A 25,020-nucleotide genomic window follows, 5' to 3' on the forward strand; every position below is an offset into this window, starting at 1 on the left:
GAAACCCTATCCACGTCCATGACCTGCGGAAGCCTTCCGGCGAAGGTCCCTACCAATGGCGGGTCCCGATCGCGGCAAACCGGGCAACCGGTTAATCGGTTGGGAGGCCGGGCGGGAGTCGCTAGGCTGTCGATCATGATCTGCCACATCCGCATGCGCACCGTCTGAGACGGCGTGACCGCAGGGCCGCCCGCGATCAGGTGGTCCCTTTTCTGCGCGCCGTCTGACGTTCCTTCACAAATTCAGACAGGACATCATGCAGAACAAGCACATCGCCATGATCGGCTCCACCGCGCCGAGTCACATCTATCCCTCGCTGGCGATCATCCGTGAGCTGGTCACTCGCGGGCACCGGGTCACCTACGCCGTGGGCGAGCCGCTCACCGGGTTGATCGAACCGACCGGGGCCGAAGTCGTCGCGCATCCGTCGATCCTCCCGCTCGGCGATCAGGCGGCGTGGCCGGAGGATCCCGCGTCGCAGATGCGGGTCTTCCTCGACGAGGGCATCCAGGCGATGCCGGCGCTCACCGGCTTCTACGACGAGAACCGCCCGGATCTGCTGCTCTACGACATCGGCGGCCTCCCGGCTCCGCTGCTGGCCAGGCGCTACGACGTTCCGGCGGTGCAGCTTTCCCCGACGTATGTCGCCTGGGAAGGCTACGAAGAGGACATGGGCGAGATCCTGACCTCGATCCGGACCTCGCCGTCCGGAAAGGACTATTTCGCCACGTTCACCCGATGGCTGCACGAAAACGGCATCGAGGCCGACGCCTGGGACTGGATCTCCCATCCGCCCCAGGTGCTCGCGCTGCTGCCGAAGGCGATGCAGCCGAACGTCGATCGGGTGCCGTCGTCGGTCCGGTTCGTCGGCCCGGCGCTGGACCCGGAACGCCTCGCCGACCGAAGCTGGACCCCGCCGTCGAACGGCAGGAAGGTCCTGCTGATGTCGCTCGGCACGGCCTTCACCGACCAGCTCGACCTGTTCCGCGCTTGTGTCGACGGCTTCCGTGACTCGGACTGGCACGTCGTCATCTCCATCGGCCAGACCGATCCGGCCGCGCTCGGGCCGCTGCCCGAGCACATCGAGGTGCGTCAGTTCGTGCCGCAACTCGCGGTACTGGAAGCCGCGTCGGCGTTCATCACGCACGCCGGCATGGGCGGCAGCACGGAATCGCTGTGGTACGGCGTGCCGACCGTCGCGATCCCGCTGGCCACCGACGGTTTCGGCAACGCGGCGAAACTGGCGGAGCTCGGGGTCGGCGAGCAGCTCCCGGCCGACGAGGTGACGGCCTCGACGTTGCGGGCCGCCGTCGAGCGGGTCGCCGGGTCGCCCGAGGTGGCCGCGCGGCTCGCCGAGGTCCAGGCCGAGACGCGCGGGAACGGCGGCATCGACAAGGCCGCCGACGCCGTGGAGTCCTTCCTGAGCTAGGCCCTCGTGAGTGGTAAGGACGGTTAGAACCGTCCTTACCACTCACGAGACGATCAGCCCCGGATCTCGTTCAGGTAGTTGTAGATCGTGTACCGCGTGACGTCGAGTTCCCCGGCGAGGTGGTCCACCGAGTCCTTGATGAGGAAGAACCCCGCCTCGTCCAGTTCCCGGACCACGGCCGCCTTGTGCCGCTTCTTCATCAGGTCCACCGGGATCCCGGCCTTCGCCACGGCGCGCCCGACCAGGAACCGTTGCAGGCTGTCGACGTCCGGCGGGAACGTCTCGGGTTCGTGCCCGTCGGCCTTCGGCGCGCCGTCGGACAGCCGGTTGACGCACAGGCAGCCGATCGCGACCCCGTCGGCGTCCCGCAGGAACAGCGTCGAGGAGCGGATCGCGCGGCCGTCGGGGCCGTGGGTCTCGTAGTTCGTCAGGTCCTGCGTGGTACCGCGGCGGACCAGGCCCAGCAGCAGATCCGTCATCGGCCCGCCGACCGTCCGGCCGGTGAGGTCACCCGCGATGGCGACGATCGAGTCCGGGAGCCTGCTCAGGTCGTGCAGCAGGACTTCGTTGCCCGGCCCCAGCATCGCCGCGAGCGCGTGCACCGCCGGGACGAGCGCGGTGAGCAGATCACCCGAAGCCGCCGAAGCGACGACCGGCGCTTCGAACACCGTGACCGGCTTCTTCAGCCGCTCCAACGCCGTCCGCAGCTGTTCGGCCGCGCTCGCCGGAGTCGACGCGTGCGGCGACAGCCGGACGTGTTCCGGCCGCACGGTCGCGGCGATCCCGGCGTTCGCCAGCGCGGAACCCACCTGTTCGGCCGCGTGCCCCGGCAGTGTGAAGGCGAGGATGCCCGCCCGCCGGTCGACGGCCGAAACCACTTCCCCGCCAACGGATTGCACGGCCGCTTCGAGTTCGCCGACCCGCTCGGCGATCCGGCCCGCGATGGCTCCGACGCCCGCTTCCTCGACCAGCTCAAGCGCCGCCGCGAACGCGCCCGAGGTGATCGGGCTCAGGTTCGAGATCGACCACGAGGCCGCGGTCTCGTCGGCGGGATGGATCTCGTCGTCGAACAGTCCCGGATCGCGGGCTCCGGTCCAGCCGGAGAGGATCGGTTCCATCCGCTCCAGCGCGCGGTCGGACAGCACGGCGAAACCGGTGCCCCAGCCCGCCCGCAACCACTTCTGCCCGCCGACGACGAGCACGTCCGCGACCTCCCATGGCGCTTCGGTCACCCCGAAGCCCTGGATCCCGTCGACGACGAGCAGCCTGTCGCCGACCACCTCCCGGAGCGCCGCGAGATCGGCGCGGTACCCGGTCCGGAAGTCGACCGCGCTCACGCTCACCAGGGACGTCTCCGGCGTCAGCGCCGCCTTGACCGCGTCCGCGGTGACGTTCCCCAGCGGCAGCCGCCGCACGGTCAGCCGTCCCGCCTGTTCGGCCCGCGCCCACGGGTAGGTATTGGCCGGGAACTCCGCCGCCGACACCAGCGCCTCGCCGCCGGGCGCGTTGAACGCCGCCTGGAACAACCCGAGACTGGTATGCGGCAGCAGCACCGTGTGGTCGGTGTCGCTGCCGGAAAGCCGCGCGGCGGCGGCCTTGGCCCTGGTCTCCTGCCGCATCAGGTCGTCCACGGTGGACGGACCGGCCTTGGTCGAGGCGTCGAGCAGGCTCGCCGTCGTGTCGAGCACGGCGTGCGACGGCGGACCGAACCGCGCGAAGTCGAGGTACCCGGCCGGCTCGTCGAACTGCAGCAGGTACCGCGGGGAGATCCGCGTCATGCGAGGACCCGCGCCAGGAACTGCTTGGTCCGCTCGTGCTTCGGAGCGCTCAGGATCTCCCCCGGCGGCCCGGTCTCGACGACCACGCCATCGGCCATGAACACCACCTCGTCCGCGGCCTCGGCCGCGAACCCCATCTCGTGCGTCACCACGACCATCGTCATCCCCTCCGCGGCCAACGTACCCATCACCGCCAGTACCTCGCCCACGAGTTCGGGGTCGAGCGCCGACGTCGGCTCGTCGAACAACATCAGCTTCGGTTTCATCGCCAGCGACCGGGCGATCGCGACCCGTTGCTGCTGCCCGCCGGACAGCTGCGCCGGATAGGCGTCGGCACGGTGGGCGAGGCCGACCCTGTCGAGCAGGTCGAGCGCCTGGACGCGCGCTTCCTCAGGGTTCAGCCCGAGGACCCGCACCGGCCCTTCGACGACGTTCTGCAGCGCCGTCCGGTGGCCGAACAGGTTGAATCGCTGGAACACCATGCCGATGTCGCGCCGCTGGCGGGCGACCTCGCGTTCCTTCAGCTCGTACAGTTTGCCATTGCGCAGCCGGAAACCGATCGGCTCGCCGTCGACCCAGACCTGGCCGGCGTCGATCGTCTCCAGATGGTTGACACAGCGCAGGAAGGTACTCTTCCCGGCGCCCGACGGGCCGAGCAGGCAGACCACCTGTCCTTTGTGGACTTCGAGGTCGATCCCGCCCAATACCTCGGTGTGGCCGTAGCTCTTGCGGACGCCGACGGCCTTCAGCAGTGGCTCAGACACGTTCACTCCTCACCAGCGGCGCGGTGCGCAACGCCTTGGCGGCACGGGAGAACGGGCTCCTCGACCGGTCTTCGGAGTCGAACGTGCGCTCCAGATAGTGCTGCCCGACCCCGGCGACGGTCACCACGACCATGTACCAGACGGCCGCGGCCAGCAGGGTCTCCATCACCAGCAGATTGTTGGACGAGATGTTGTTGGCGGCGTGGATCAGTTCGGTCACGCCGATCACCGACGCCATCGACGTCCCCTTGAGCATGTTGATGAAGTCGTTGCCGGTCGGCGGGATGATCACCCGCATCGCCTGCGGCAGCACCACGCGGCGCAGCGTCGCGCCCGGCGACATCCCGATCGACTTCGCCGCCTCGGTCTGTCCACTGTCGACACTGTTCAGCCCGGCGCGGACGATCTCGGCCATGTACGCGCTTTCGTTGAGCGCCAAGCCCAGCAGCGCGGCGGTGAACGCGGTGATCAGCACGTTGGTCTGCTCGTGCAGCAGATAGCCGCCGAACGGCAGCGGGATCGAGATGAACTCGAAGACCAGCGCCAGGTTGTACCAGATCAGGATCTGCAGCAGCACGGGAAGCCCGCGGAACAGCCAGATGTAGCCCGCCGCGAACCAGCGCGCCACCGGATTCGCCGAGCGGCGCATCAGGGCGATCACGATCCCGATGACGATCGCCGACCCCTGCGCGATCACCGCGAGCAGCACGGTGTTGAGCAGGCCGACCGCCATCACGCGGTACCACAGGAATTCCGGCACGGAGTCCCACTGGATCTGCGCGTTCGCGAGCGCGATCCCGAGCAGGACCAGCAGCGCGAGGATGACGACGGCGCTGACCCAGCGGCCCCAGTGCCTCAGCCGGACGATCGGCAGCGGCTCAGCTCCCGCCATTGAGCTTCGCCTCCTTGACCGCGCCCTGTTCGACGCCCCAGGCCTGCAGGATCTTGCCGTAGCCGCCGTCGGCGATCAGGGACTGCAACGCCTTCTGGATCGACTCGGCGAGCGGTTTGTTCTCCTTGGTGACGCCGATCCCGTACGGCCCGCCGTTGATCGGCTCGCCGGCGACGACCTCGAAGAACTTGCCCTCGCCCGCGGTCCGCGAGATGTAGACCGCGCTGGGCAGGTCGTTGAGGATGGCGGCGACCCGGCCGGTGCGGAGCTGGTTCTGGTTCTGGGTGTCGGAATCGGTCGCGGTCACGGTCAGCGCGGGTTTGCCCGTCTGCGCGCACTTGCCGTTCTGTTCTTCGGCGAACTTCTGGTGGCTCGTCCCCTGCACGACCGCGACGTTCTTGCCGCACAACGTGTCCGGGCCGGAGATCTGGTCGGGATTGCCCTTGCGGACCATGATCGTGATCCCGGAGGAGAAGTAGTCGACGAAATCGATCTGCGCCTGACGGGTCTTGGTGTCGTTCATCGCGGCCATCGTGAGATCGACGCGGCCGGACTGGAGGCTGGTGATCAGCGACCCGAACGCCATGTCCTGGTGGTGCACGGTGACGCCCAGCTTCTTGCCGATGGCCTTGGCGAGGTCGACCTCGTAGCCGATCGGGGTCTTGCCGTCGGCGGCGTAGAAGTTGTTGGGCGCGGACTGCAGATTCGACGCCAGGTGCAGCATCCCGGCCTGCGCGTACTTCGCGGGGAGGGTGCCGGCGACGGCGGCGTCCTTCTGGACGGACTCGATCAGCGCGGTCGTGTCCGGGATGGCGGCGGGCGCGCCCGGGGCAGCGGGTTCCTGGCCACCTGCCCCGTCGGGCCCGCCTCCGCAGGCCGCGGTGACGAGCGCGGCCACGCCGGTGAGCACGGCCAGGCGCCAGGTTCGGGTCAGGGTGAGCGGCGTCGACGGCATGACGGACCTCCACGGGGGCTTCAGGTGGTCGCCGACGCTACAACTGGCTGTTGAAGAGGTCAACTCACAGTTGAAATCCTGTCCGGTGGATGTCCGTTTCGCACGGCTTCCGCGCCCCGGGGTCGTGAGTGCTAAGGACGGTTCTAACCGTCCTTACCACTCACGAGACCCGACGGGCTCGATGCCAGTTACTCGGCAAGATGCGAAGGCCTCCTTGAGGGACTCTGGGTCCCCCAAGGAGGCCTTCACGGACCTGGCTCCAGACTCACGCGAGTTCCGTCAGACCGCGACGTAGTTCCCCGACAGGATGATCAGAACCTGCACGGTGATGCCCGTGCCGTAGTAGTCCTTGGCGTTCGGCGACCAGGTGGTGATCGACGTCCACAGCTTGTCGAGCCAGGCCTGGCTGCCCGGGTCGTTCATCGCCGCGATGGCGAACGACGCGGTGAAGCAGGGGTGCTGCCCCGTCTCCTCCGGCAGCTTGGCCCCGGACAGCGTGTAGCCGGTGGTGATCTTGGCCGGGTTGCCGCCGGTGTTCTGCTGGATCCAGGTGTTCATCTTCCGCACCTGCCCCTGCGCGGGGCTGCCCGAAACGGTGATCCCGTCGACGCCGAGCCGCCACGGGTCACGGCAGGCGTTGTAGCCGTAGTACGGGTCGTGGTCCTCGAGGAAGCCCTCCGGAGCGGGCTTCGGCGTGGAGTTGGTGTTGACGACGAAGTCCGGGATCAGGCCGGTCTTCGGCGCGTACTGCTGCTGCAGCTGCGTGACCGCCTTCTCCTGACGGGTCCGGACCTGACCCCAGAAGGAGTCGCCGGTGGCCTTCTCGAACGCCCGAAGGTGTCCTGGCATCCAGTCCGACGAGCGCGAGCTGTTGATGTACTTGCCACTGTCGGCCCAGTCCGCCAGCCGCATGAACTTCGTGTCGGGGTTGACCTCGCTGCGCTTGATCGCCTTGATGATCCGCAGCGCCTCGGCCTTGTAGTTGACCGAACCGCCGCTGCCCCAGACCTTGTCGGCGAGGAGCAGGCCGTACGCGATCTCGAGGTCGCCGTCGGTCGCCGCGTCACTGCCGTTGACGCTCTGGCAGCTCTCGTTCTGCTCGGCGGCGTGCAGATCCTTGTCGATCACGGACGGGTGCGCTTTGACGAACTTCAGGATGCCGTCGAAAACCGTGCGCGCCTGCGAGTCCTTGCCCGCCATCATCGCCGCGATGGTCATGCCGTAACCCTGACCCTCGGCCACGAAGGCATGGTCGGCGTCCGGCGCCTTGACCGCGTACGTGCCCGCCCCGCACTTGGTGGTCAGGAAGTTCTTCTTCCAGTAGTCGTAGTACTTGGCGAGCGCCGCGTCCTGTGCCGATTGGGCCACGGACGGGCGCAGAACGCCCGGCAGGTAAGGGGTCCCCTGCCTGGTCACCGCGGTGGCGGGGGCGGTCGTGGCGACCAGCCCGGCGGTCAGCGCGGCCGCGGCCAGCACTGTCCGAACGGTCTTTCTCATCGGCTCCTCCGGAAACGTCGTTGATGGCGGCGGCGCGTTTCGAGAGTGACAGCCGGATCGGGCAAAGACAAGAGAGTTAAGAAAGTTTCCTTACTATTACCTCAAATGACGTCTCCGTGACGCGTGCCTTAGCGTTGACGGCATGACGATCGACCTGAGCGCGCGCGGCGAGTCCTTCCGCGACTTCTGGACCGAACGGCACCTCGCCACCCTGACCACGGTCCGCCCCGACGGGACTCCGCACGTCGTCGCGGTGGGGGTCACGGTGGACTTCGAGGCTGGGATCGCCAGGGTGATCACGTTCCGCTCGTCCAAGAAGGCGCGCCTGATCAAGGAAGCGGGCGAACAGGGCATTCCGGTCGCCGCCTGCCAGATCGACGGGCCCCGGTGGTCCACTTTGGAGGGACGTGCCGTGCTGCGCGAAGACCCGGAGTCGGTACGCGACGCGGAAAACCGCTATGCGGCGCGTTACCGACAGCCCAAGCCGAACCCGGAGCGTGTGGTCGTCGAGATCACCGTGACCCGGGTACTCGGCAACGCCTGACCCGCGCGCACGAGCCGGGTGTGCCGGTCGGGGATCAGCCGGTGACCGGCAGGCGTCAAGCCACGAACAGGCTGAGCAGTCCTTCGACCGAGCGCACGATCACCCGGGCGGCCGCGCGTTCGGCGTGCGCGGCGTCGGCCCGTTCCGCCTCGTGCCGCCAGCGGACGAGCGCGCTTTCCGCGGCCGCGTGGATCTCGGCCGGATCCGCGTCCGGTTCGAGACCGAGCCGTTCGGTGGGCGCGAGTCCCTGGGCACCGAGCAAGCGGACGGCTTCCTCGGCGACCTCTCCGGTCAACGCCGTGCGGCCGCCGCGGACACCGGCGATGAGCCGCAGCTCCCGGAAGTCGTGCGCCGCCGCGGCGAAACGCTCCACGCGCGCGGCGAGCCGGTCGCCGTGCGGAAGGGGTTCCGCGGCGAGAAGGCCTTCCAACCGCACCACCGCCGTGCGCGCCTTCAACGCCTCGGCCCGCGCGACGAAGCAGCCCGCGAGCGCGTCCCTCAGGTCGCCGAGACCGCTGCGGTGCACGAGTTCCGCCGAAAGTTTCAGTCTGTTCTCGCAGCCGGTGCGGATCAGGGTGATCGCCAGCCGGACCCCGTAGAGCCCGAACCGCGACACCAGATGCTTCCTCGATTCCGCCGGGACCCCCACCGGGAACGGATCTTCCACAAAGGAATCGACGGACAGGAGGTAGCGCTCGAGCTCCGGCCGGGAGATCGACGCCAGCGCCCGCAGCACCTCGAATTCGTCGTCTCGCAGCGCTCGCCCCGCGTAACCGAGTTGCCCGGCGACCGCGATGACTCCCTGGAATCCCGCGCAATCCGGGTTCTCGCGCCAGGCCCGCCGCGCCAGCTGTTTCGCGGTGAGCAAGGCGTCGATCCGGCCCGCGCCGACCTCGTCCGCTCTGCCGAGCACCAGCACGGAATTGACCGCCGTCTGCCGCGCGAACGCCGAACCGCCCACCGGCCGGGTGCCCGCGAGTTCGTCGGGTTCGAGATGGCGCACCAGGCGTACCGTCGCGTCGACGTGTTCGGCGGGGGCCGGGGTGTCGAACAGTTCGATTTCGCGCAACGCCCGCGTCGGCCATTCCGCGAGGGCGGAGACCAAAGTGGACTTTCCGGTTCCCGGGGTGCCGGTGAAACCGACCCGCAGCGGTTCTTCCAAGCGCTCCAGGCATTCCCGCAGCATCGACACCGCGTGCGGGCGATCCCGGTAATGCGCCGCGGCCTCGTTCAGCAGTTCCCGGACGTCCAGGGGGGTCACGCCGAAAGCTCCCGGCGCGGCGTGGCGCCGGTGCCGAGCGCCCCCGCCTTCCGGTGCAGGGCGGCCAGCCGGTCGATCTCCTTCTTGACCCGCTGGGTGCGCCGGTCCCGTTCGGCGGAGCCGGCGATGATCAGTTCCCGTTGGCGCGTCAGCTCTTCGGAGAGCCGGTCGGCCACCGCGGCGAAATGGTCGCGCAGGCGCCGCTGCACCTGACGGACCTCGTCCTTGATCTCCTTGCTGAACCGGATGAACACGTCGTCGACGTGGCGCTGCGCGGCGGCCTTCGCCAGCGCCTGACGTCGCTGCAATCGCGTCCCGCCTTCGTCGCGCACGCTCTTGGTCGCGAACGCGACCCCGGCGCCGAGCGACACCGGGTTGATCAGCGGCAGCCCGGCGAGACTGGTGACCAGGCCGAACATCAGCACGCCGCCGTAGGAACCGCGCAATCCGGTGAAGAGTTTCTGCCCGATCTTGAACCGCTCGATCTTGGGTGCGCCGACCTCGGGGATCGAGTCCACTCCGGACCCGCTCAGCGGTAGTTCCGGCGCATGACCGTAGTGCGGCCCGAAGGTCGAGGCGACCGCTTGCGCGATCCACTCCGACCGGTCGGACACCCAGTTGTAGTTCGTCTCGACCGCCTCGGCGAGGTTCTCTTCCAGCCAGGTCTGGAAATCCGGCCAGATCTGCACGGGATCGCCTTCGTCGAAGGTGCGGTCGATATGCCGCACGATCATCCGGGTCCGCTCGCGCAGGTCGTATTCGGCGTCGGAGATCAGGTCGGTGATCTCGTCCGACAACATGTTCTGCCAGCGGACGTTCTGCCGCCGCAGCTCCTCGGCGCGCCGCTGTGCCTGGTGCAGCAGCGTGACCTGGTCGACCCCGTTGTCCTGCGAGACCGCGTTGAGCCGGGCCTGGAGTGTCTCGACCAGCTCGACCGCCGCCGCGCGCACACTCACCGCGGCGGCGAGCGCACGGGTCCGTTCGATCGGGCGCGCGGCCTGCTCTCCCACCCAGTTCAGCAGTTCCGGGAAACCGGACCGTCCGTTGAGGACGGCGTCACCGGCCTTCGCGGCGGCCTGGCGGACCGTCGCGGACACCGGGAAGACATCGGCGACGACACCGGTCTCCGACAACGCGGCGCGATTGCGGGCGGCGAGTTCCCGCCAGTCCGGGCTCACGTCGATCTTGGTCAGCGCCAGCACCAGCGCCGGGCACCAGGTGCGGATATGCCTCGCCAGCGCGAGTTCCGCGGGCTGGAGTTCTTGTGTCGCGTCGGAGACGAGGATCACCGCGTGCGCGTCGGCGAGGACGTCGAGGGTGGCGGCGGTGCGCGGCGATCGGGGATCCCCTATCGCCGGGGTGTCCACCAGCACCAGTCCCGTGCCGAGCAGTTCGCGCGGCAGGCCGACTTCGACCCGGCGCAGGGAGCCGGGCGGCCGGACTTCGAGTTCCTTGGCCAGGTCACCGACCGGCACGCTTTCCCTGGCATGCCCGACCAGGATCGCGGCGGGATCGGCGGCGTAGCCGATCTCCGTGGGAACGGCGGGCGTACTCGCGTCCCCGACCGCGCAGACCGGCGCGTTCACCAGCGCGTTGAGCAGGTAACCCTTGCCCTGCTTGGGAAAACCGACCACCGCGATCCGGGTGCCCGGCGCCCGCTGGTCGCGTCTGCGCCGGAGGCGTTCGGCCAGGTCGGCGCGACCGTGGGCGGCACAGGCGTCCAAGGTCTCGTTGAGCACGTCGAGCCAGGCGGGGGCTGTCACGGGGATGCAGTGTTCCCTTAACCAAGCGCGGAATCAATGTGGCATAGGCCAACAATGCCGTGCGGGCCCCGCGACCTGCTGCGGTCGCGGGGCCCTGACACAAAGCTGAAAGATGTTCGTATCAGCCGATGTGGATGTCGTTGTTCGACGCGATGTCGCCGGTACCGATGGTGACGTCACCGATGGTGCCGATGGTGCCGGTGACGTCGGAAACCGTGTCGTGGACCTCGGTGACACCCGCGTGGTTCGCGACGTTGGCGACCTCGTTGGCCACGTTGCCCGCGACCGCGCCGGACACGTCGCCGTGGTTGTTGGCGACGTCACCGTAGTTGTTCGCGATGTCGTGCACCTTGGTGGTGACGTCGGCGACGTCGACGTGACCGATGGTGCTGGTCAGGTCGCCCACCTCGGACAGGAAGTTCGGGGCGTCGCCCGCGACACCGTCGGTGCGCGGCAGGTCGCTGCTCAGGTCGCCGACGGCGGGCACCGAGTCGACGGCCGGAATCTGGACGGCGTCCACGGCCGGAACCTCGGGGACCAGGCCGGTCGCGGTGTCGACGGCGCCGTTGGCGATGTCGCCGGCCTGGCCGAGGGACGCGGCGTCGAGGCCACGCGAAAGGTCGCCGGTCAGTCCGAAGCTGCCGGCGGTGTTCTGCGCGAGGGCGGTCACGCCCGCGGCGGCGTTCGACACGTCGGTCACGTCGGAGACGGCCGGGACGGCGGGCAGACCCGGGACGTCGACCGGCAGGTCGCCCACGGCGGGCACGGCCGGGACGGCAGGCAAGCCCAGCTCCGGCAGGCCCGGCACGGCCGGGACACCCGGGAGACCGGCCTCGGGCAGGCCCGGGAGGGCGCCGGCGCCGGGGACGGCGACCGGCAGGCCGGCGGTCAGCGCGGTGAGCTGGTCGATCGCGCCCTGGACACCGTCGGCGCACTCGCCGTCGGTGCCGAGACCGGCGTTCGCGATGCCGCCGAAGCCCGCCAGGTTGTCGGCGGTGGCCGCGGTGGTTCCGGTGAGGCCGGTGGCGGTGTCGACCGGGACGAAGTCGAGCACCAGCGGGACGACCTCGTGCACGTCGGCGGCGTTGATGTCACCGAGGCCGGCGTCGGCCAGCACCTGCTGCGGGTCGTTGGCGAACGCCGCACGGGCCGCGGTGTCGTTCAGCAGGTTCAGCGTGAAGTCGTGCAGGGTCTGGACGGAACCCATGAAAGGACTCTCCTGGAGGTCTAGGTCGGTGGGGAAGCACAGCGGCCGGAGGGCACAGCTGAGCGCAGGTCACCGAAGCTAGTGAGCCGGTGCCACTGAGCACATCGGGGATCACTCCTGGTCGTCGCTCACTCAGCCAATAGGGGATCGGTATGACATCGTTAGGGCGTTAGGGGCTTAACCGAGACGCACACGGTTGGGTTTAATGCCAACCCTCACCCGGATGGGTCAAGCCGTTCAGGTGAGTGGCCCTATTTGGTCCTTAGGGGCTGGTCAAGCGAAGGAGGATGCTCGTTGCCCTACGTCCTCGGCATCGATATCGCCTCGACCCGCACCACCGCCGCCACCTGCGTGGACTCCGGCGACGGCTGGGGCGCGCCCGAGCCGTCGTGGCTCGGCGCGCGCGGCCCGGCGGCGGCGTCCGCGGTGTTCCTCGACGACGACGGCTACCTGCTCACCGGGGACGCCGCGGTCGAGGCGGGCCGGTCCGCGCCCGCCCGCCTGCTCACCGGATTCCACGAACGGGTCGGCGACGACGTCCCCGTCATCGTCGGCGGCGAGCGGTTCCCGCCCGAATCCCTCAGCGCGGTCCTCGTCGACGCCGCCGTGGATCAGGCGGCCGAACGCTTCGGTGAGAAACCGCGCCACATCGTGCTCACGCACCCCGCCGGCTGGGGTTCGTTCCGCCGGGACCTGCTGCGCCGCGCGCTGGCCGAGGCCGGGTTCCCCCGTGCCGCGCTGGTGGCGGCGCCGGTCGCCGCCCTGCACGCGTACCTCGCCCCGCATGGCGGCGTCACCGCCGGAGTCTGCGAATTCGGCCCGGACGGCGCGGTGGTCACGATCGCCGCCGCCGGGGTCAACGGCTGGCAGCCGGTCAAAACGGTGGAGGGCGTCGAGCCCGCTGAGGCCGTCGGCAAGGTCTTCGAACTCGCGCACGGCGCCGGGATCCCGCCCCAGGCGCTGGCAGGCATCGTGCTCTGCGGCGAGGCCCCGCCGGTTCCCGGCCGGACCCCGTGCCCCCTCTTCGCTTCGAGCGACCCAGTGCTGACAGTCGCGACCGGGGCGGCCAACATCGCCGCGCGACGTGACGTTCCTCAACCCGGCGGGGCCGCGTCGAACGCCGTCGCGACCATCGAAACCACCCTGCTCCCCCGGGTCGACGTGCCCGAAGAGCTCACCGAGCGACCCGAACGGCCGCCGGTGGACATCACCCCGTTCCCCTTGCCAGAACGCACCGGGGCGGCGAAACTGCTCAGCCGGCGCAAGCCTCTCGTCGCCGGGGCCGCGGTCGTGGTCCTGGCCGCGAGCACCCTGCTGCTCACCCTGACCACTCGAGAAGCCACCGCGGACAAGGGTCCCGAAGCCCCTCCCACCACTTCGAGCTCGTGCGCGCCGCCCACCCCCGGTGCCACGCCGTCCACCCCCGAAGGTCGCTGTTGAACGCACTGCTCGACAAGCCCGGCATCATCCATCCGGGTGCCCGGCGCCTGCTCGACGAGGTGACCACCGCCCCGGAACTCCCGGTGCGGGTCACCGTCGTCGCCCCCGGCGGGCACGGCAAGACCCATCTGCTCGGCCAGCTCGGACGTCACTACGCGGACGCGGGGGTCGAAGCGCTACTGGTCGACGACGCCGATCAGCTCGACGACGACGAGCTCGCGAAGATCAAGGCACAGGCCGAAGAAACCACGGCGCCCGTGGTGCTGGCCTTCCGGCCGGCGGCGCGGACGACGACGCTGCGGGTGCTCGCCGACTCCTTCGGGAGGTCGGTGGCCTTGGGCGCGTTCGGCGTCGACGACGTCCGCCGGCTCGTCGAGCACGCCGGCGGCGACGCGGCCACGGCGGAAGACGTCCACGCCAGGACCGGTGGTGTCCCGGGATTCGTGCTCCGCGCGGTCACCGGCAGGCTCGCGGACTTCCGCGGCGAGCTGGAGCAGCTGGACGACGACGTGCACCGCTACCTGATCGCGGCGGAAGCGGGCGCCGGCCGCAATCTCGATCTGCTGGCGGCGTTGCTGAACCGCGATCGCGAAGGGCTGCCCGAGGTCTTCGACAGTGCTAGGGCGACCGGTCTGCTCGGCGAGGACGACGTCCTGCTGCCGATCGCCGCCGAAGCCATCCGGACCTGGGGCTCGCCAGGGCGCCGGCTGACGGTGCTGCAGCGGCTGGTCGAACTCCAGCTGCGGGACGGGCTTCCGGTGCTGGAGCTCGCTCGTTCCCTGCTGGGGACGGGAAGTTCGGGCGCGAGCGCGGCGGCGGCCTTCGAGGCGGCCGCCCGTGAGGCGATGTCCGACGACACGAAACTCGCGGCGCGGTTCTACGAAGCCGCGTCCGAGGCCGGTGGGCGCGGCGCGGCGCTCACCGTCGGCTGGGCGCACGCCGCGGCGCTCGCCGGGGACCTCGACACCGCGCTCCGGCTCGGCGACGGCATGCTCGGCAGCACGTCGGATACCGATGCCAGGGCCGCGGGCGCCGAAGTGGCGGCGACCGTGCTGGCGCATCGCGGCGAACTCGCGCACAGCGCGGAGCTGTACCAATGGTCCGGCCGGGCGGCCTCCAAGGCGTTCGCCGCGATCGCCTTGCTGGGTACCGGAAAACTCGAAGCCGCCCGAGGTGTGCTGGAGACTCCGGAAGTGCCGACCCTGTTCGCGGGCGCCGCTTCCCGGATGGCGCGGGCGATCACCGGCTCGGTGTCCGGCTGCGGCGCGGAGACGCTGTCGGCCCTGCTGGGCGCGGCCTCGATGCTCGAATCGGCGGGCGCGCCCGCTCCGCTCCCGGACAGCCCGGCGGCCCTCGCGGCGTTGGTGGGCCTGCATTCCGGCGAACTCGCGCTGGCCGAGTCGGTGCTGAGACGCGCGGTGGACGGGCGGATCGGCGGCGACCTGCTCGCGAAACGGCACCGGTTGCTGCTCGGCTGGGTCGCGATGACCGCGGGCGACCTCAAGACGGCCGTCGAGGCGTTGATGCCGCCGGACGGTCTCGAAGCGCGCGACGAACTTTTCGCCGCCACCCTGCAGCTGGGCCTGGCGCGGCGGTCGAGCGATCTTCCCGGCCTGCAACGCTCCTGGGACCGGGCCTACCAGGCGTCGATGCGCCAACAACCGGACCTGTATTCGTTGCTGCCGCTGGGAGAACTCGCGATCGCGGCCGCGCGGGGCGGCGCGGGCGCCAAACTGGCAGGCCTGCTCGAACGGGCGCACGCCGTACTCGACGCGCTCGGCAATCCTCCACTGTGGACAGCCACCCTGCGCTGGCACGAACTCCACGCCGCCATCACCGTCGAGGATCACGCGTCGGCGGGCGAACATCTGGCCGCACTCGACGATTTCGCGTCCTGCGGCCGCTATCCGGCCGCGCTCGCCGCCGCCGCGACCGGCTGGCTCGCCGTCTTGACCGGCACCGTCGATCCCGAGGCGATCACCGCGTCCTCTTCGGAGCTGCACGAACTCGGCCTCTGCTGGGACGCTTCGCGACTGGCCGGGCAGGCGGCGATCCGGACCTCGGACCGCAAGGCGATGGTCCAGCTGCTCGAAGCCGCTCGCCAATTCCAAGGGCGGGCGCCGGAACCCACCGCGGCCACCGGGCTGAGCGCGCTGAGCGAACGGGAACTGGAGGTCGCCCGGCTGGTCGTCGAGGGGCGGACCTACAAGCAGGCCGGGAGCGAACTGTTCATCTCGGGGAAGACCGTGGAGCACCACATGGCGCGGATCCGGGGGAAACTCGGCGCCGGAGACCGGCGGGAGCTGCTGGCCATGCTGCGGGAGTTGCTCCCCGCGGGCGAGGGCTGAGGCGGGTTCGGGCCTGGCTACCGCTCCGCGAGGTAGGCGTCCTCCGCGGTGTAGTCGAACATAGGCGCGAAATAGTCGTGGTCGAACCCTGCCGGGAGCCGATCGGTGGAGTCCAGCCAATCCAGCTCGGCGAGCACGGTGGTGGCGTAGTCGCCGACCGGCCGGTAGCCCCGGCGCCCGGCCGCGTCGGTTCCCTGGCAACGGGGACGCGATTCACCGACTTCGGGACCGTCGGGAAATATTTTCCAGCCGACCGGGATGCGCCATCTCGAGTGCCGAGTGGACCAACCGCGAACTCGACGGGAATGAGTACCCCTTTTACCTCAAGACGAGCACCATGGCGACGGCGCCACAAAGAATCAGGCCGGAAATGCGACTATTCACTGACGGCGCGCACGATTTCCGAGTCAATTGAGGCGCACGGAGCCGACGCGGGCGGCTACCGACCGGTCGGCCGCGCAGTGCGGTGGAGCGAGCAGAACGGGCGATATTTCGGAAACCCCCGAAATTGATTCGCCTATCAGTGGCGGCGTCGCCGAAAAGATCCGCTAGGGCATCACCCCTTGGTGGGTCTGCCGTACTCTGATCGGCCTCGGACGAAAAGCGGAATCGGCGCGAGCGGGCCGGTCGAGGACACGGAGATCAAGGGGTCGAGCGTCATGACCAGGCCACTACCTTCCGATGGGCAGGGGCGGCCCGCCGGAACGCAGCCTCTCGCGTCGCGGCGGGAACGCGTCAAGCTCGCGCGCAAATGGGCCTATCTCGTCAGTAGCACCACTTACCTGCCCTTGTCGCACGACCAGATCGAACGAGAGTTGCTCGGTCTGCTCGATCGGCTGCTCGAGGCGGTGGCCGGGGACCGGCCCGCCACCGAGATCGCCGCGGAGGTCGGCGCCGAACTCGTCCGGCTGCACTGTGTCGGCAAGACGAGCCTGCAATGCACGGTGGACCTGCTCGCCGCCGCACTACTGGCGCCGACGGATCCGCGCTCCGCCGATCGATTACCGGAGCGCGTCGCCAGGTTGCTCGGTGCGCTGGCGTCCGGTTACGTGGAGGCGATTCGTTCCGCGACCGTCGAGCAGCGGGGCACGAGTGACCAGGCGTTGCTCAACGCGGTCCGGGAGTCGCAGCGCGAGTGGCGGGCCTGCGAGGCCCAGCTGGACGAGATCTTCCTCGGTTCGCCGAGCGGGATCGCGGTCACCGAGCCCGATGGGCACCTCGTCCGCACGAATCCCGCTCTGCAGCGGATACTGGACCGGACGCCGAGCGAGGTCGCGGACGGCAATCTGTTCGACTTCGTCCACGAGGCGGATCGGCGCCTTTTGCTGGACGGCTACCGCGATCTCCGGGACGGCAAGCTCGACCGGCTGCGATCGCGGCCGCGCTTCGTCACCAAGGACGGCGACCCGCTTCAGGCCACGCTGACCGCTTCGCTCCTGCGCGGTTCACACGGCTACGTCACGATCGTGTCCGACGACGCGGAGCTGACGCTCCTGCAGAACCAGCTACGACACCAGTTGCTGCACGACATGCTCACCGGTCTGCCGAACCGGCAGTTCTTCAGCACACACCTCGAGCACGTGCTGCACCTGCCGAATCCGGCGACGCTGTACCACGTGGATCTCGACGGGCTGTCGTTGGTCACCGATGGTCTCGGCAGGAAGGTGGGAGACAGCCTGCTGCGGATCGCCGCGGACCGGCTCAGGTCCGTGGTGGCGGGCGAGAACGCGATGGTCGCGCGGTTCGAGAGCGACAAGTTCGGCATCCTGATCGAGAATTCGGCGAGCACGCCGGACGTCGTCACGATGATCGAGCGGATCAACGAGACGTTGTCGGAGCCTGCCTACATCGACGGCAAGGGCCTGGCGCTGACGGCGAGTTTCGGCGTGGTCGAAGACCTTCCCCGCACCGCCGAACCGGCCGAGTTGCTGTGTTCGGCGGACCTGGCGATGCGACGGGCCAAGCGCAAAGGACCTGGCCGGTGGGAACGGTACGACCCGGTATGGGACGGCCGAGCGAGGGAGGCCATCGGCCTGGTCGCCACCATGCCCGGCGCCTGGGAGAACGGCGAGCTGGGCATCGGCTACGAACCACTGGTACGGCTGGCCGACGGAGAGATCGTCGGAGCCGAGGCGCGCCTGAGGTGGGACCATCCGGAGCTGGGACTGCTGCCGAGCGAACGGTACCTCGAACTCGCCGAGCGCACCGCGCTGATCGGCGCGCTCGGCGCCTGGCTGGTCGAACGGGGCTGCACGGACATGGCCGCGGGCGGCGGCGCGGACATGCCGCTGCTGGTACCGCTCACGCCGAACCAGCTGGCCGATCCTCGGCTGGCCGGGACGATCCGGGGAATTCTCGACGGCGCCGCGCCGGGCCCCGGCCGGTTGTGGCTCGGCCTGCCGGCCGGGGCGCTGCTCGAAGCCGGGCACGAGATCGTCGACAACGCGCGAGTGCTCGCCGACCTGGGAATCGGAGTGGTACTGCACGACTTCGGCGTGACACCGGGGGAACTGACGTTACTGGAGGACTTGCCGGTACACACCGTACGCCTCGACTCCCGTCTCGTGTGGCATTCCGTCGACGAGGACTCGCTCGTCCTCGCCGGGGCGAGGAACCTGATCGCGCTGGTTCGCCAGGCCGGAATCACCGTGCTCGCCGGTGACCTCGAAACCAGCGCGCAGGCACGGTGGTGGCGGCGGGCGGGAGTCGAGCTGGGAACGGGTCCGCTGTTCACCGGCGAGGAGGGACCGGTGACCGACATCGGTTCGCTCATCGGCGGTGGACGGGCCGGTCCGCTTCAGGGCCGGTGACCCTCATTGTCCTTAAAGGACACTCGCGCTCGAAAGGCGGCGCGAGGCACACCGACGTCCCGCTTCAGGATTTGCGTGCCATTCCGGCGTACAGGACCTGGTTCAGTGTCGGGTCCTCGGCGATGTCGCCGGGCCCGGCGGGGCGCCAGGTGCCGCATCCGACCAGACCGGGTTCGAGCAGTTCGAGGTCGCCGAACATGGTGAGCACCTCGTCGTAGGGGCGTGACGTGACCTGGTCGCCGCCCCTTGTCGCGATCCTGAGCGCTTCCCGAACCTGGTAGGGCAAGTAATCCTCGGTGATATGCGTGATCGCCAGATAGCTTTCGGAAGCCATCGCGTCGATGTAGTGGCGCATGAGGCCACCCGGGTCGGATTCGTCGGGGAGCCAGTGCAGCATGCACAGGAACAACATGCCGATCGGCTCGTCGAGATCCAGCTGCCGGCGCAGCTGAGAATCGCCGAGGATGCGTGAAGGGTCACGGGCGTCGGCCTTGAGCGCGGTGGTGCGGTCGTTGCCGTCGAGAATCAGCCGGCTGTGCGCGACCGCGACCGGGTCGTGGTCCACATACACCACCCGGCATTCCGGGTCGGCTTCCTGCGCGATTTCGTGCACGTTGCCGACGGTCGGCACGCCCGAACCGATGTCGAGGAACTGGCGGACGCCCTGGTCGACCATGAACCGGACTGCCCGGCGAAGGAACGCGCGGTTGAGCCTCGCCACACCCCGGGCGTGCGGCATGATTCGCTCGGCCTTCGTGGCGGCCTCGCGGTCGACGGCGAAGTTGTGGCCACCGCCCAGCATGTAGTCGTAGATCCGGGCGGCACTGGGCACCGTGTCGTCGGTCCCCGGCGGGACCCAGTCCGGTGATCGCGTCAGTGTCAACACCCCAATGCCATCGCTTTTCCTTGGAGAGCCGTCGAGTTTACTCAGTCCGGCACGGTAATCGGGGCCTGGCCGCGTAGTCACCCGATCGAGTGCTGCGGGCTGCCACCGAATGGCGCTAGCGTGTCCTCTTCCCTTTCGCGTCGGCGATGGAGACACACTCCGGCGTCGCTTCGCATTACCACCGCGTACACGAGCCGGCTGCCGATGGCAGTCGTCCCGCGCTTCCGGCAACCGGCGAAAGAACTATTTCAGTGGAGGTTTTTTTCATGCGTCGTGGCAGAGTGAAGCGCCGCCGGGCAGGCGCGGCGGCGTCCGCCATCCTGCTGGCCGCGTCACTGTCGATGCCCGCGCAGGCTCAGGCCGATGCGGCGACGTGCCGGTCCGTGACCATCCCGGTGAAGCTGGCCGGACTGCTCCCCCAGACCGTGCACGGCAGGCTGTGCGAACCACCGCAAGGCGCGAGGACCGTCCAGGTGCTGGTGCCGGGCGCCACCTACAACAGCGTGTACTGGGACCCCGCGATCACCCCGGAAACCCGTTCGTTCCGCCTCGCGATGAACAAGGCGGGCCACGCCACCCTCGCCATCGACCGGCTCGGCACCGGTGCCGGCTCCAAACCGCCCAGCGCACTGCTGACCGCGTTCACCGGGGCCGACGTGGTCCACCAAGTGGTCCAGACCATCCGGCGCGGCGAGCTCGGCTCGCGGTTCGACAAGGTGATCCTCGGCGGACATTCGCTCGGCTCGGCCATCGCCGTGCTCGAAGCGGGCACTTACCACGACGTGGACGGCGTGCTGATCACCGGGCTGGCCCACCGCATCAATCCTCCCGGCGCGCTGACCGTCTTGGGCTCGTTCATCCCCGTCGCGCTCGACCCGGTGTTGTCGCGGCTGGGGCTCGACCCCACCTACCTGACCACCCAGCCGGGCACCCGATACGCGGCCTTCCACGCACCCGGGCCCGCCGTCCCCGAGATGACCGCCTACGACGAGGCCACGAAGGACGTCGTCGCTCCCGGCGAACTGCTCGACGCCGCCGCCCTCGCCACCGTGCTCCCGTACAGCTTGAAGATCACCGTGCCGGTGCTGGTCGTGCTCGGGGGCGGGGACGGCGGCCTCTGTGGCCCGCTCGCGACCGACTGCACTTCCTCGGCCGGGCTGCTCCGGTCCGAGGCGCCGTACTACTCCGCGGCGGCGAAACTGCGAACCTACGTACTGCCCGGCTACGGCCATTCGATCAACTACGCACCCAACGCGCCCGACTACCACCGAGCCGTCACACAGTGGGCCGACACCATGGGACTGTCTCGGTGATCGCGCGCCGGCCCAGAGATCACGGGCTTGCGCGGACCGTATCGCCGAGGCCGGTTTCCGCCCACCACGCTCCTCCTTTCGCGGGTAGACGCCCGACCACAAGGCGCGTAGGAACAAGAGAATGGCTGAGGAAAGGTCCAGACGAGTTTTCCTGTCCACCTCGGCGGCGCTCTCGGCGGCCGCCCTCACCGGTGTCCCGGCCGGCGCCGAAGAACAAGGCGACCGGCTCTCCCCGCAGCGACCCGACGCCGAGCTCCGGGCGATTCTGCGGGAGATCGACGAACACCGCATCGAGGCCACCGTACGCAGGCTCGCCGGCTTCGGGACGCGGCACACGTTGTCGTCGCAGACCGACCCTGTCCGGGGAATCGGTGCCGCCCGCGACTGGATCTTCGCGGAGATGACGAAATCCGCGCAGCGGTCGGGCGGCCGGATGGCGGTGGAACTGCAGTCTTATCTGCAGCAGCCCGCCCCGCCCCGCATTCCGGTCGCCACCACGATCACCAACGTCGTCGCCACCCTGCGCGGTTCCACCACCCCGGAGCGGGTCTACGTCGTGTCGGGCCACTACGACTCGCGGTGCTCGGATCCGCTCGACGCGACGAAGGACGCTCCGGGCGCCGACGACGACGCTTCCGGAGTGGCCGTCGCGATGGAACTCGCCCGGGTGCTCGCCACTCGCCGCCCGGCGGCGACCATCGTGTTCGCGGCGGTCGCGGGCGAGGAGCAAGGTCTGTTCGGCGCGCGGCACATGGCCACGCTGTACAAGGCGGCGGGCACGAACGTACAGGCGATGTTCACCAACGACATCGTCGGTTCGAGCCGGGCGGACGACGGGACACGGGATCCGCGCACGATCCGGTTGTTCGCCGAGGGTGTGCCGACGTCGGAAACCCCGGCGCAGGCGGACATCCGGCGCGCGGTCGGCGGCGAGAACGATTCGCCGTCCCGCCAACTGGCCCGGTTCGTACGGTCGGTGGCGGAGAACGACGCGACCGGGATGACCGTCCGGGTGATTTACCGCCGCGACCGCTACCTCCGGGGTGGCGACCACATCCCGTTCCTCGAACAGGGCTATCCGGCCGCGCGGTTCACCGAACCCCACGAGGACTACGCGCACCAGCACCAGGACGTCCGGGTGGAGAACGGCAAGCGGTTCGGCGATCTGCCCGAATTCTGTGACTTCCCGTTCATCGCCAGGGTCGCGCGGGTGAACGCCGCCACGGTCTGGTCGCTGGCGACCGCGCCCGGCACCCCGGAGGACGTCCGGATCCGGACCAACCAGCTGACGAACGACACCGATCTGGTGTGGCGGCGCGGGACGGACCCGGATCTCGCCGGCTACGAGGTCGTCTGGCGAGAGACGACGGCGGACGACTGGACGCACGCGTTCAGGGTCGGCGACCGGACCGAGGCTAAAGTGGATCTGTCGAAGGACAACGTGTTCTTCGGTGTGCGCGCGGTCGGGAAGAACGGCCGCCGCGGTCCGGTCGCGTTCCCGACGCCCTTGAGTTGAGGTCACCGAGCTGATGCCACGATGACAGTCACCCCCGGCGACCTCGACGCGGCGATCGCGAGCGTGACGGACAGCCTGCGCGAGGCGTCGGGCCGTGACTGGACGGCGGCACCGGGCACCGGCGAACTGAACGCCTGGCGCACCGCCGAGCATCTCGGCGACTGCCTCATTTCGTACGCGGGCCTGCTGATCGCGCGGCCGTCGGCACCCCGTTTCGTCTGCTTCGAAGCCGTCGCCGACCAGGCCGCCACTCCCTCGGAGCTGCTGGAGTTCGTCACGGTCGGCGGCGGCATCCTGGGCGCCACGCTCCGCACGATGGCCCCGGACGTCCGCGCGTACCATCCGAGCGGCCGCGCCGACCTCGAAGGTTTCGCCGGAATGGGCTGTGTCGAGGTGCTGGTCCACGGGGAGGACATGGCCAGGGGCCTCGACGTCACCCTCGACCCGCCACGCGACGTCTGCGCGCGAGTGCTCGCGCGGATGTTCCCGGAAGTCGACACCACCGGCGTCGATCCCTGGCGGGTGTTGCGGTGGGCGACGGACCGGACGGAGTTACCGGGCCGTTCGTCGCGAGCCGGATGGCAATGGCGAGGCGCACCGCTCGGCGAATGACCGAACGCCTCAGTGTCGTCGGAAAGCCACCACGGCGGCTTGGATACCGTCTCGCCAGGCCACGACGGGCCCCTCGCCAAGGCCGGCCTCCAAGGCGCGCAGGTGCCACTCGGCCGGAGGATGCCATTCGGCCGAAGGCGAATCACCGAACGACCGGGCGCGTTCCCCCACCGCGGGGCCGAGCACCGGATCCGCCGCGACCCCCTCCCACCAAGCACTCCAGGGATCTTCGCCGTCGTCGCTCGTGGCCGCCATGACCGCCGCGGCCGGCATGTCGTCCACATTGGCCACGAACCCGCGCGCTCGCACGAGCCCGGCGAACTCGGCGTACAACTCGGTCAGCCGGCCGGGTGGCAGGTAGTGCAACGCCATGACCGCCAGAACGGCGTCGTAACCGTCATACGGCAGTCGCGTGACCCAGTCCGGGTCACGCAGATCGGCCCGGACCACCTCGACCGAGGACGGCAGGGACGCGCCGGCGATCGTCAGCATCACCGGATCCAGATCGACCAACGTGAGCTCCGCCCCGGGAAGGCGCTCGAGCAGACGAGAACAGAGCGTGCCCGTGCCGCCACCCACGTCCAGCACGCGTGGCGCCGCACCTTCGGAGCGCGACGCGACCAGGTCGATCATCCGCGCGATCGCCCGCTCGCGTCCTGGCTGGTACTTCGCCATGAGGCGCTCCCAGCCGTCGTTCCAGTCCCCAAGAGTCATAACGAGAATGATAATCGATATCAGATGGCGTGCACTGCGTCACCGGGCGCCTCCGGGCAGTGGGCGAGGTACGGCCGATCGGCGCAACTTGGCCGCTGAAGCGTTTGTCACGACGGAGCCGGGGAACTTATCCGGTATGTCCAGATGGCGAACCACCAGCAGGAGCAACACCGCCGTGCGGGTCATCACCGGCATTGGCGCGGTGTTCGCGTTCATCGAGTTGCTGTACATGGTGATGGTGCTCGCGGGAGCCAACGCGGGCAACGGTTTCTTCATCTTCATCCAGGCACTGGCCAAACCGCTGGCGTTGTTCTGGCCGGGCCTCTTCCCGGTCAGTGACCCGAATCTCGCGGTCATCCTCGACTACGGTCTGGCCGCCGCGTTCTGGGTGATCCTGGCGGGTGTGATCGCCCGTTTCGCGGCCCGCTGACCCCCTCCGGCAGCGATCGGCGTCCCGTTCGGCGACACTGGACGGATGAGCGACGGCAGATGGTTCGACCTGAACCCGCTTCCCGAGCTGTTCGGCCTGGCCGCCGCCGGGCGGGCGCTGCTGCCCAGCGTGCCCGTGACCCCGGCCGCGATCCTGAAGACCGTCACCGAACAGCTGGTCGGGCGGCGGCTGACGGCCAGGGTGGAGGGGCACGACGTCGAACTCACCCTGACCGGGCTCGACTACGAGACCGACAGCCTCAGCCTGGCCGCGACCGGCAAGGTCGGCGACGTCCGCATCGTGGTCGAGGACGTCGACTGGCCGGAGACGCCGCTCGAACGCATCACCGTGCTGGCCTCGAACGTCCGTCTCCGCTCGCTCCCGTCCCCGGCCGCCATCCCCGAGCAGGTGAAGATGGCGATCCGGGTGTCACCGGAAGTCCTCCAGGCGCGCGTGGCGGAGGTCCGGCCGGGCATCATCGTGACCCCCGGCGAGGACGGGCATTTCCACGTCCGCTGGGAAAAGCGCCCCCGCTGGGGCCATCTCGCCCTTGAGTCCACTGTGGAGGACGACGCCGTCGTCCTCCGGCCGATGGCCGTCCACATCGGACGCCGCCGGTTCGGCCCGCCGTCCCGTCTCAGGCCGATCGTCCTGCCGCTTCCCGAACTCCCGCAAGGGGTGCGGCTCGTCGCGGTCGAGGCGCACGACGGTCATCTGATCCTGCACGCACTGGCGGAGGAATGGCCGGAGAAATTGTCCACCATCCCGCTCGGCGATCTGCTGGGCTGGGTGACGACGGCGGTGGCCACACTGACCCTGCCGCGGCTCGGCGGACGCTGATCGGTGATGGCCCCCGTCACC

At 69.5% G+C, this 25,020-nt stretch carries 20 protein-coding genes; 10 read left to right on the plus strand and 10 right to left on the minus strand.

The genetic code is table 11. The features are described 5' to 3' along the window. Nucleotides 1-256: 256 nt before the first annotated feature. Nucleotides 257-1,429, plus strand: a complete 1,173-nt coding sequence (locus tag BLW75_RS15860) for a macrolide family glycosyltransferase (RefSeq protein WP_034320061.1) — start codon at nucleotides 257-259, stop codon at nucleotides 1,427-1,429. A gap of 53 nt (nucleotides 1,430-1,482) precedes the next feature. Here BLW75_RS15860 and BLW75_RS15865 read toward each other — a convergent pair whose 3' ends face one another. The 5 genes from BLW75_RS15865 to BLW75_RS15885 form a co-directional block, all read right to left on the minus strand. Further along, nucleotides 1,483-3,207, minus strand: a complete 1,725-nt coding sequence (locus tag BLW75_RS15865; protein WP_034320064.1) for an aminotransferase class V-fold PLP-dependent enzyme — start codon at nucleotides 3,205-3,207, stop codon at nucleotides 1,483-1,485. Further along, nucleotides 3,204-3,971: an amino acid ABC transporter ATP-binding protein gene (locus BLW75_RS15870; protein WP_034320067.1), complete on the minus strand. Its 768-nt coding sequence runs from the start codon at nucleotides 3,969-3,971 to the stop codon at nucleotides 3,204-3,206. Before BLW75_RS15870 ends, BLW75_RS15865 begins: the two co-directional genes overlap by 4 nt. Further along, nucleotides 3,964-4,863, minus strand: a complete 900-nt coding sequence (locus BLW75_RS15875) for an amino acid ABC transporter permease (RefSeq protein WP_034320070.1) — start codon at nucleotides 4,861-4,863, stop codon at nucleotides 3,964-3,966. Before BLW75_RS15875 ends, BLW75_RS15870 begins: the two co-directional genes overlap by 8 nt. After that, a complete protein-coding gene (locus tag BLW75_RS15880) occupies nucleotides 4,850-5,818 on the minus strand; it encodes an ABC transporter substrate-binding protein (RefSeq protein ID WP_034320073.1) in 969 nt (322 codons plus the stop codon). The genes BLW75_RS15875 and BLW75_RS15880 overlap by 14 nt, the downstream gene beginning before the upstream one ends. 279 nt (nucleotides 5,819-6,097) lie before the next feature. Beyond that, complete coding sequence (locus BLW75_RS15885) at nucleotides 6,098-7,315, minus strand: family 8 glycosyl hydrolase (protein ID WP_034320076.1); 1,218 nt, start codon at nucleotides 7,313-7,315, stop codon at nucleotides 6,098-6,100. Between the two features lie 142 nt (nucleotides 7,316-7,457). Between BLW75_RS15885 and BLW75_RS15890 the strand changes: the two genes are divergently transcribed. Beyond that, entirely contained in the window at nucleotides 7,458-7,859 is a 402-nt protein-coding gene (locus BLW75_RS15890; RefSeq protein ID WP_034320079.1) for a PPOX class F420-dependent oxidoreductase, read from the plus strand. A 55-nt stretch (nucleotides 7,860-7,914) separates the two neighbouring features. On the opposite strand, the gene BLW75_RS15895 is transcribed toward BLW75_RS15890, so the two are convergent. The 3 genes from BLW75_RS15895 to BLW75_RS15905 all read right to left on the minus strand — a co-directional run bounded on the left by BLW75_RS15895 (nucleotide 7,915) and on the right by BLW75_RS15905 (nucleotide 12,090). Beyond that, nucleotides 7,915-9,120 carry a GTPase gene (locus tag BLW75_RS15895; protein ID WP_034320084.1) on the minus strand — a complete coding sequence of 402 codons (1,206 nt, stop codon included), beginning with the start codon at nucleotides 9,118-9,120 and terminating at the stop codon, nucleotides 7,915-7,917. Then, nucleotides 9,117-10,883: a dynamin family protein gene (locus BLW75_RS15900; protein WP_034320087.1), complete on the minus strand. Its 1,767-nt coding sequence runs from the start codon at nucleotides 10,881-10,883 to the stop codon at nucleotides 9,117-9,119. Before BLW75_RS15900 ends, BLW75_RS15895 begins: the two co-directional genes overlap by 4 nt. A gap of 121 nt (nucleotides 10,884-11,004) precedes the next feature. Further along, complete coding sequence (locus tag BLW75_RS15905) at nucleotides 11,005-12,090, minus strand: IniB N-terminal domain-containing protein (RefSeq protein ID WP_034320088.1); 1,086 nt, start codon at nucleotides 12,088-12,090, stop codon at nucleotides 11,005-11,007. Nucleotides 12,091-12,384: 294 nt separating this feature from the next. Between BLW75_RS15905 and BLW75_RS15910 the strand changes: the two genes are divergently transcribed. From BLW75_RS15910 to BLW75_RS15920, 3 genes are all read left to right on the plus strand, one after another. Continuing rightward, nucleotides 12,385-13,530, plus strand: coding sequence for an Hsp70 family protein (locus tag BLW75_RS15910; protein WP_034320091.1), 1,146 nt, complete (start codon nucleotides 12,385-12,387; stop codon nucleotides 13,528-13,530). After that, nucleotides 13,527-15,878 carry a helix-turn-helix transcriptional regulator gene (locus tag BLW75_RS15915; RefSeq protein WP_034320216.1) on the plus strand — a complete coding sequence of 784 codons (2,352 nt, stop codon included), beginning with the start codon at nucleotides 13,527-13,529 and terminating at the stop codon, nucleotides 15,876-15,878. The genes BLW75_RS15910 and BLW75_RS15915 overlap by 4 nt, the downstream gene beginning before the upstream one ends. 659 nt (nucleotides 15,879-16,537) lie before the next feature. Continuing rightward, nucleotides 16,538-18,688 (plus strand): putative bifunctional diguanylate cyclase/phosphodiesterase, encoded by a 2,151-nt coding sequence (locus BLW75_RS15920; protein ID WP_034320219.1) that lies wholly within the window; start codon nucleotides 16,538-16,540, stop codon nucleotides 18,686-18,688. Between the two features lie 64 nt (nucleotides 18,689-18,752). On the opposite strand, the gene BLW75_RS15925 is transcribed toward BLW75_RS15920, so the two are convergent. Next, nucleotides 18,753-19,574 carry an SAM-dependent methyltransferase gene (locus tag BLW75_RS15925; protein WP_091597693.1) on the minus strand — a complete coding sequence of 274 codons (822 nt, stop codon included), beginning with the start codon at nucleotides 19,572-19,574 and terminating at the stop codon, nucleotides 18,753-18,755. A gap of 266 nt (nucleotides 19,575-19,840) precedes the next feature. Between BLW75_RS15925 and BLW75_RS15930 the strand changes: the two genes are divergently transcribed. The 3 genes from BLW75_RS15930 to BLW75_RS15940 all read left to right on the plus strand — a co-directional run bounded on the left by BLW75_RS15930 (nucleotide 19,841) and on the right by BLW75_RS15940 (nucleotide 23,015). Further along, nucleotides 19,841-20,887, plus strand: a complete 1,047-nt coding sequence (locus BLW75_RS15930; protein WP_091599792.1) for an alpha/beta hydrolase — start codon at nucleotides 19,841-19,843, stop codon at nucleotides 20,885-20,887. Between the two features lie 121 nt (nucleotides 20,888-21,008). Then, the gene (locus BLW75_RS15935) at nucleotides 21,009-22,403 is read left to right on the plus strand and encodes a M28 family metallopeptidase (protein ID WP_034320093.1); all 1,395 of its coding nucleotides are present in this window, start codon (nucleotides 21,009-21,011) and stop codon (nucleotides 22,401-22,403) included. 21 nt (nucleotides 22,404-22,424) lie between these two features. Beyond that, nucleotides 22,425-23,015, plus strand: coding sequence for a maleylpyruvate isomerase mycothiol-dependent enzyme family protein (locus BLW75_RS15940; protein ID WP_034320097.1), 591 nt, complete (start codon nucleotides 22,425-22,427; stop codon nucleotides 23,013-23,015). A gap of 9 nt (nucleotides 23,016-23,024) precedes the next feature. Here BLW75_RS15940 and BLW75_RS15945 read toward each other — a convergent pair whose 3' ends face one another. After that, nucleotides 23,025-23,729 (minus strand): class I SAM-dependent methyltransferase, encoded by a 705-nt coding sequence (locus BLW75_RS15945; RefSeq protein ID WP_034320101.1) that lies wholly within the window; start codon nucleotides 23,727-23,729, stop codon nucleotides 23,025-23,027. A 175-nt stretch (nucleotides 23,730-23,904) separates the two neighbouring features. Here BLW75_RS15945 and BLW75_RS15950 point away from each other — a divergent pair, with 175 nt between their 5' ends. Together BLW75_RS15950 and BLW75_RS15955 are read left to right on the plus strand one after the other, a co-directional pair. Further along, complete coding sequence (locus tag BLW75_RS15950; RefSeq protein WP_026467456.1) at nucleotides 23,905-24,159, plus strand: hypothetical protein; 255 nt, start codon at nucleotides 23,905-23,907, stop codon at nucleotides 24,157-24,159. Between the two features lie 45 nt (nucleotides 24,160-24,204). Then, nucleotides 24,205-24,999, plus strand: coding sequence for an LmeA family phospholipid-binding protein (locus BLW75_RS15955; RefSeq protein WP_034320104.1), 795 nt, complete (start codon nucleotides 24,205-24,207; stop codon nucleotides 24,997-24,999). Nucleotides 25,000-25,020 lie beyond the last annotated feature (21 nt).

The organism is Amycolatopsis lurida, assembly GCF_900105055.1.
Lineage (GTDB): Bacteria > Actinomycetota > Actinomycetes > Mycobacteriales > Pseudonocardiaceae > Amycolatopsis > Amycolatopsis lurida.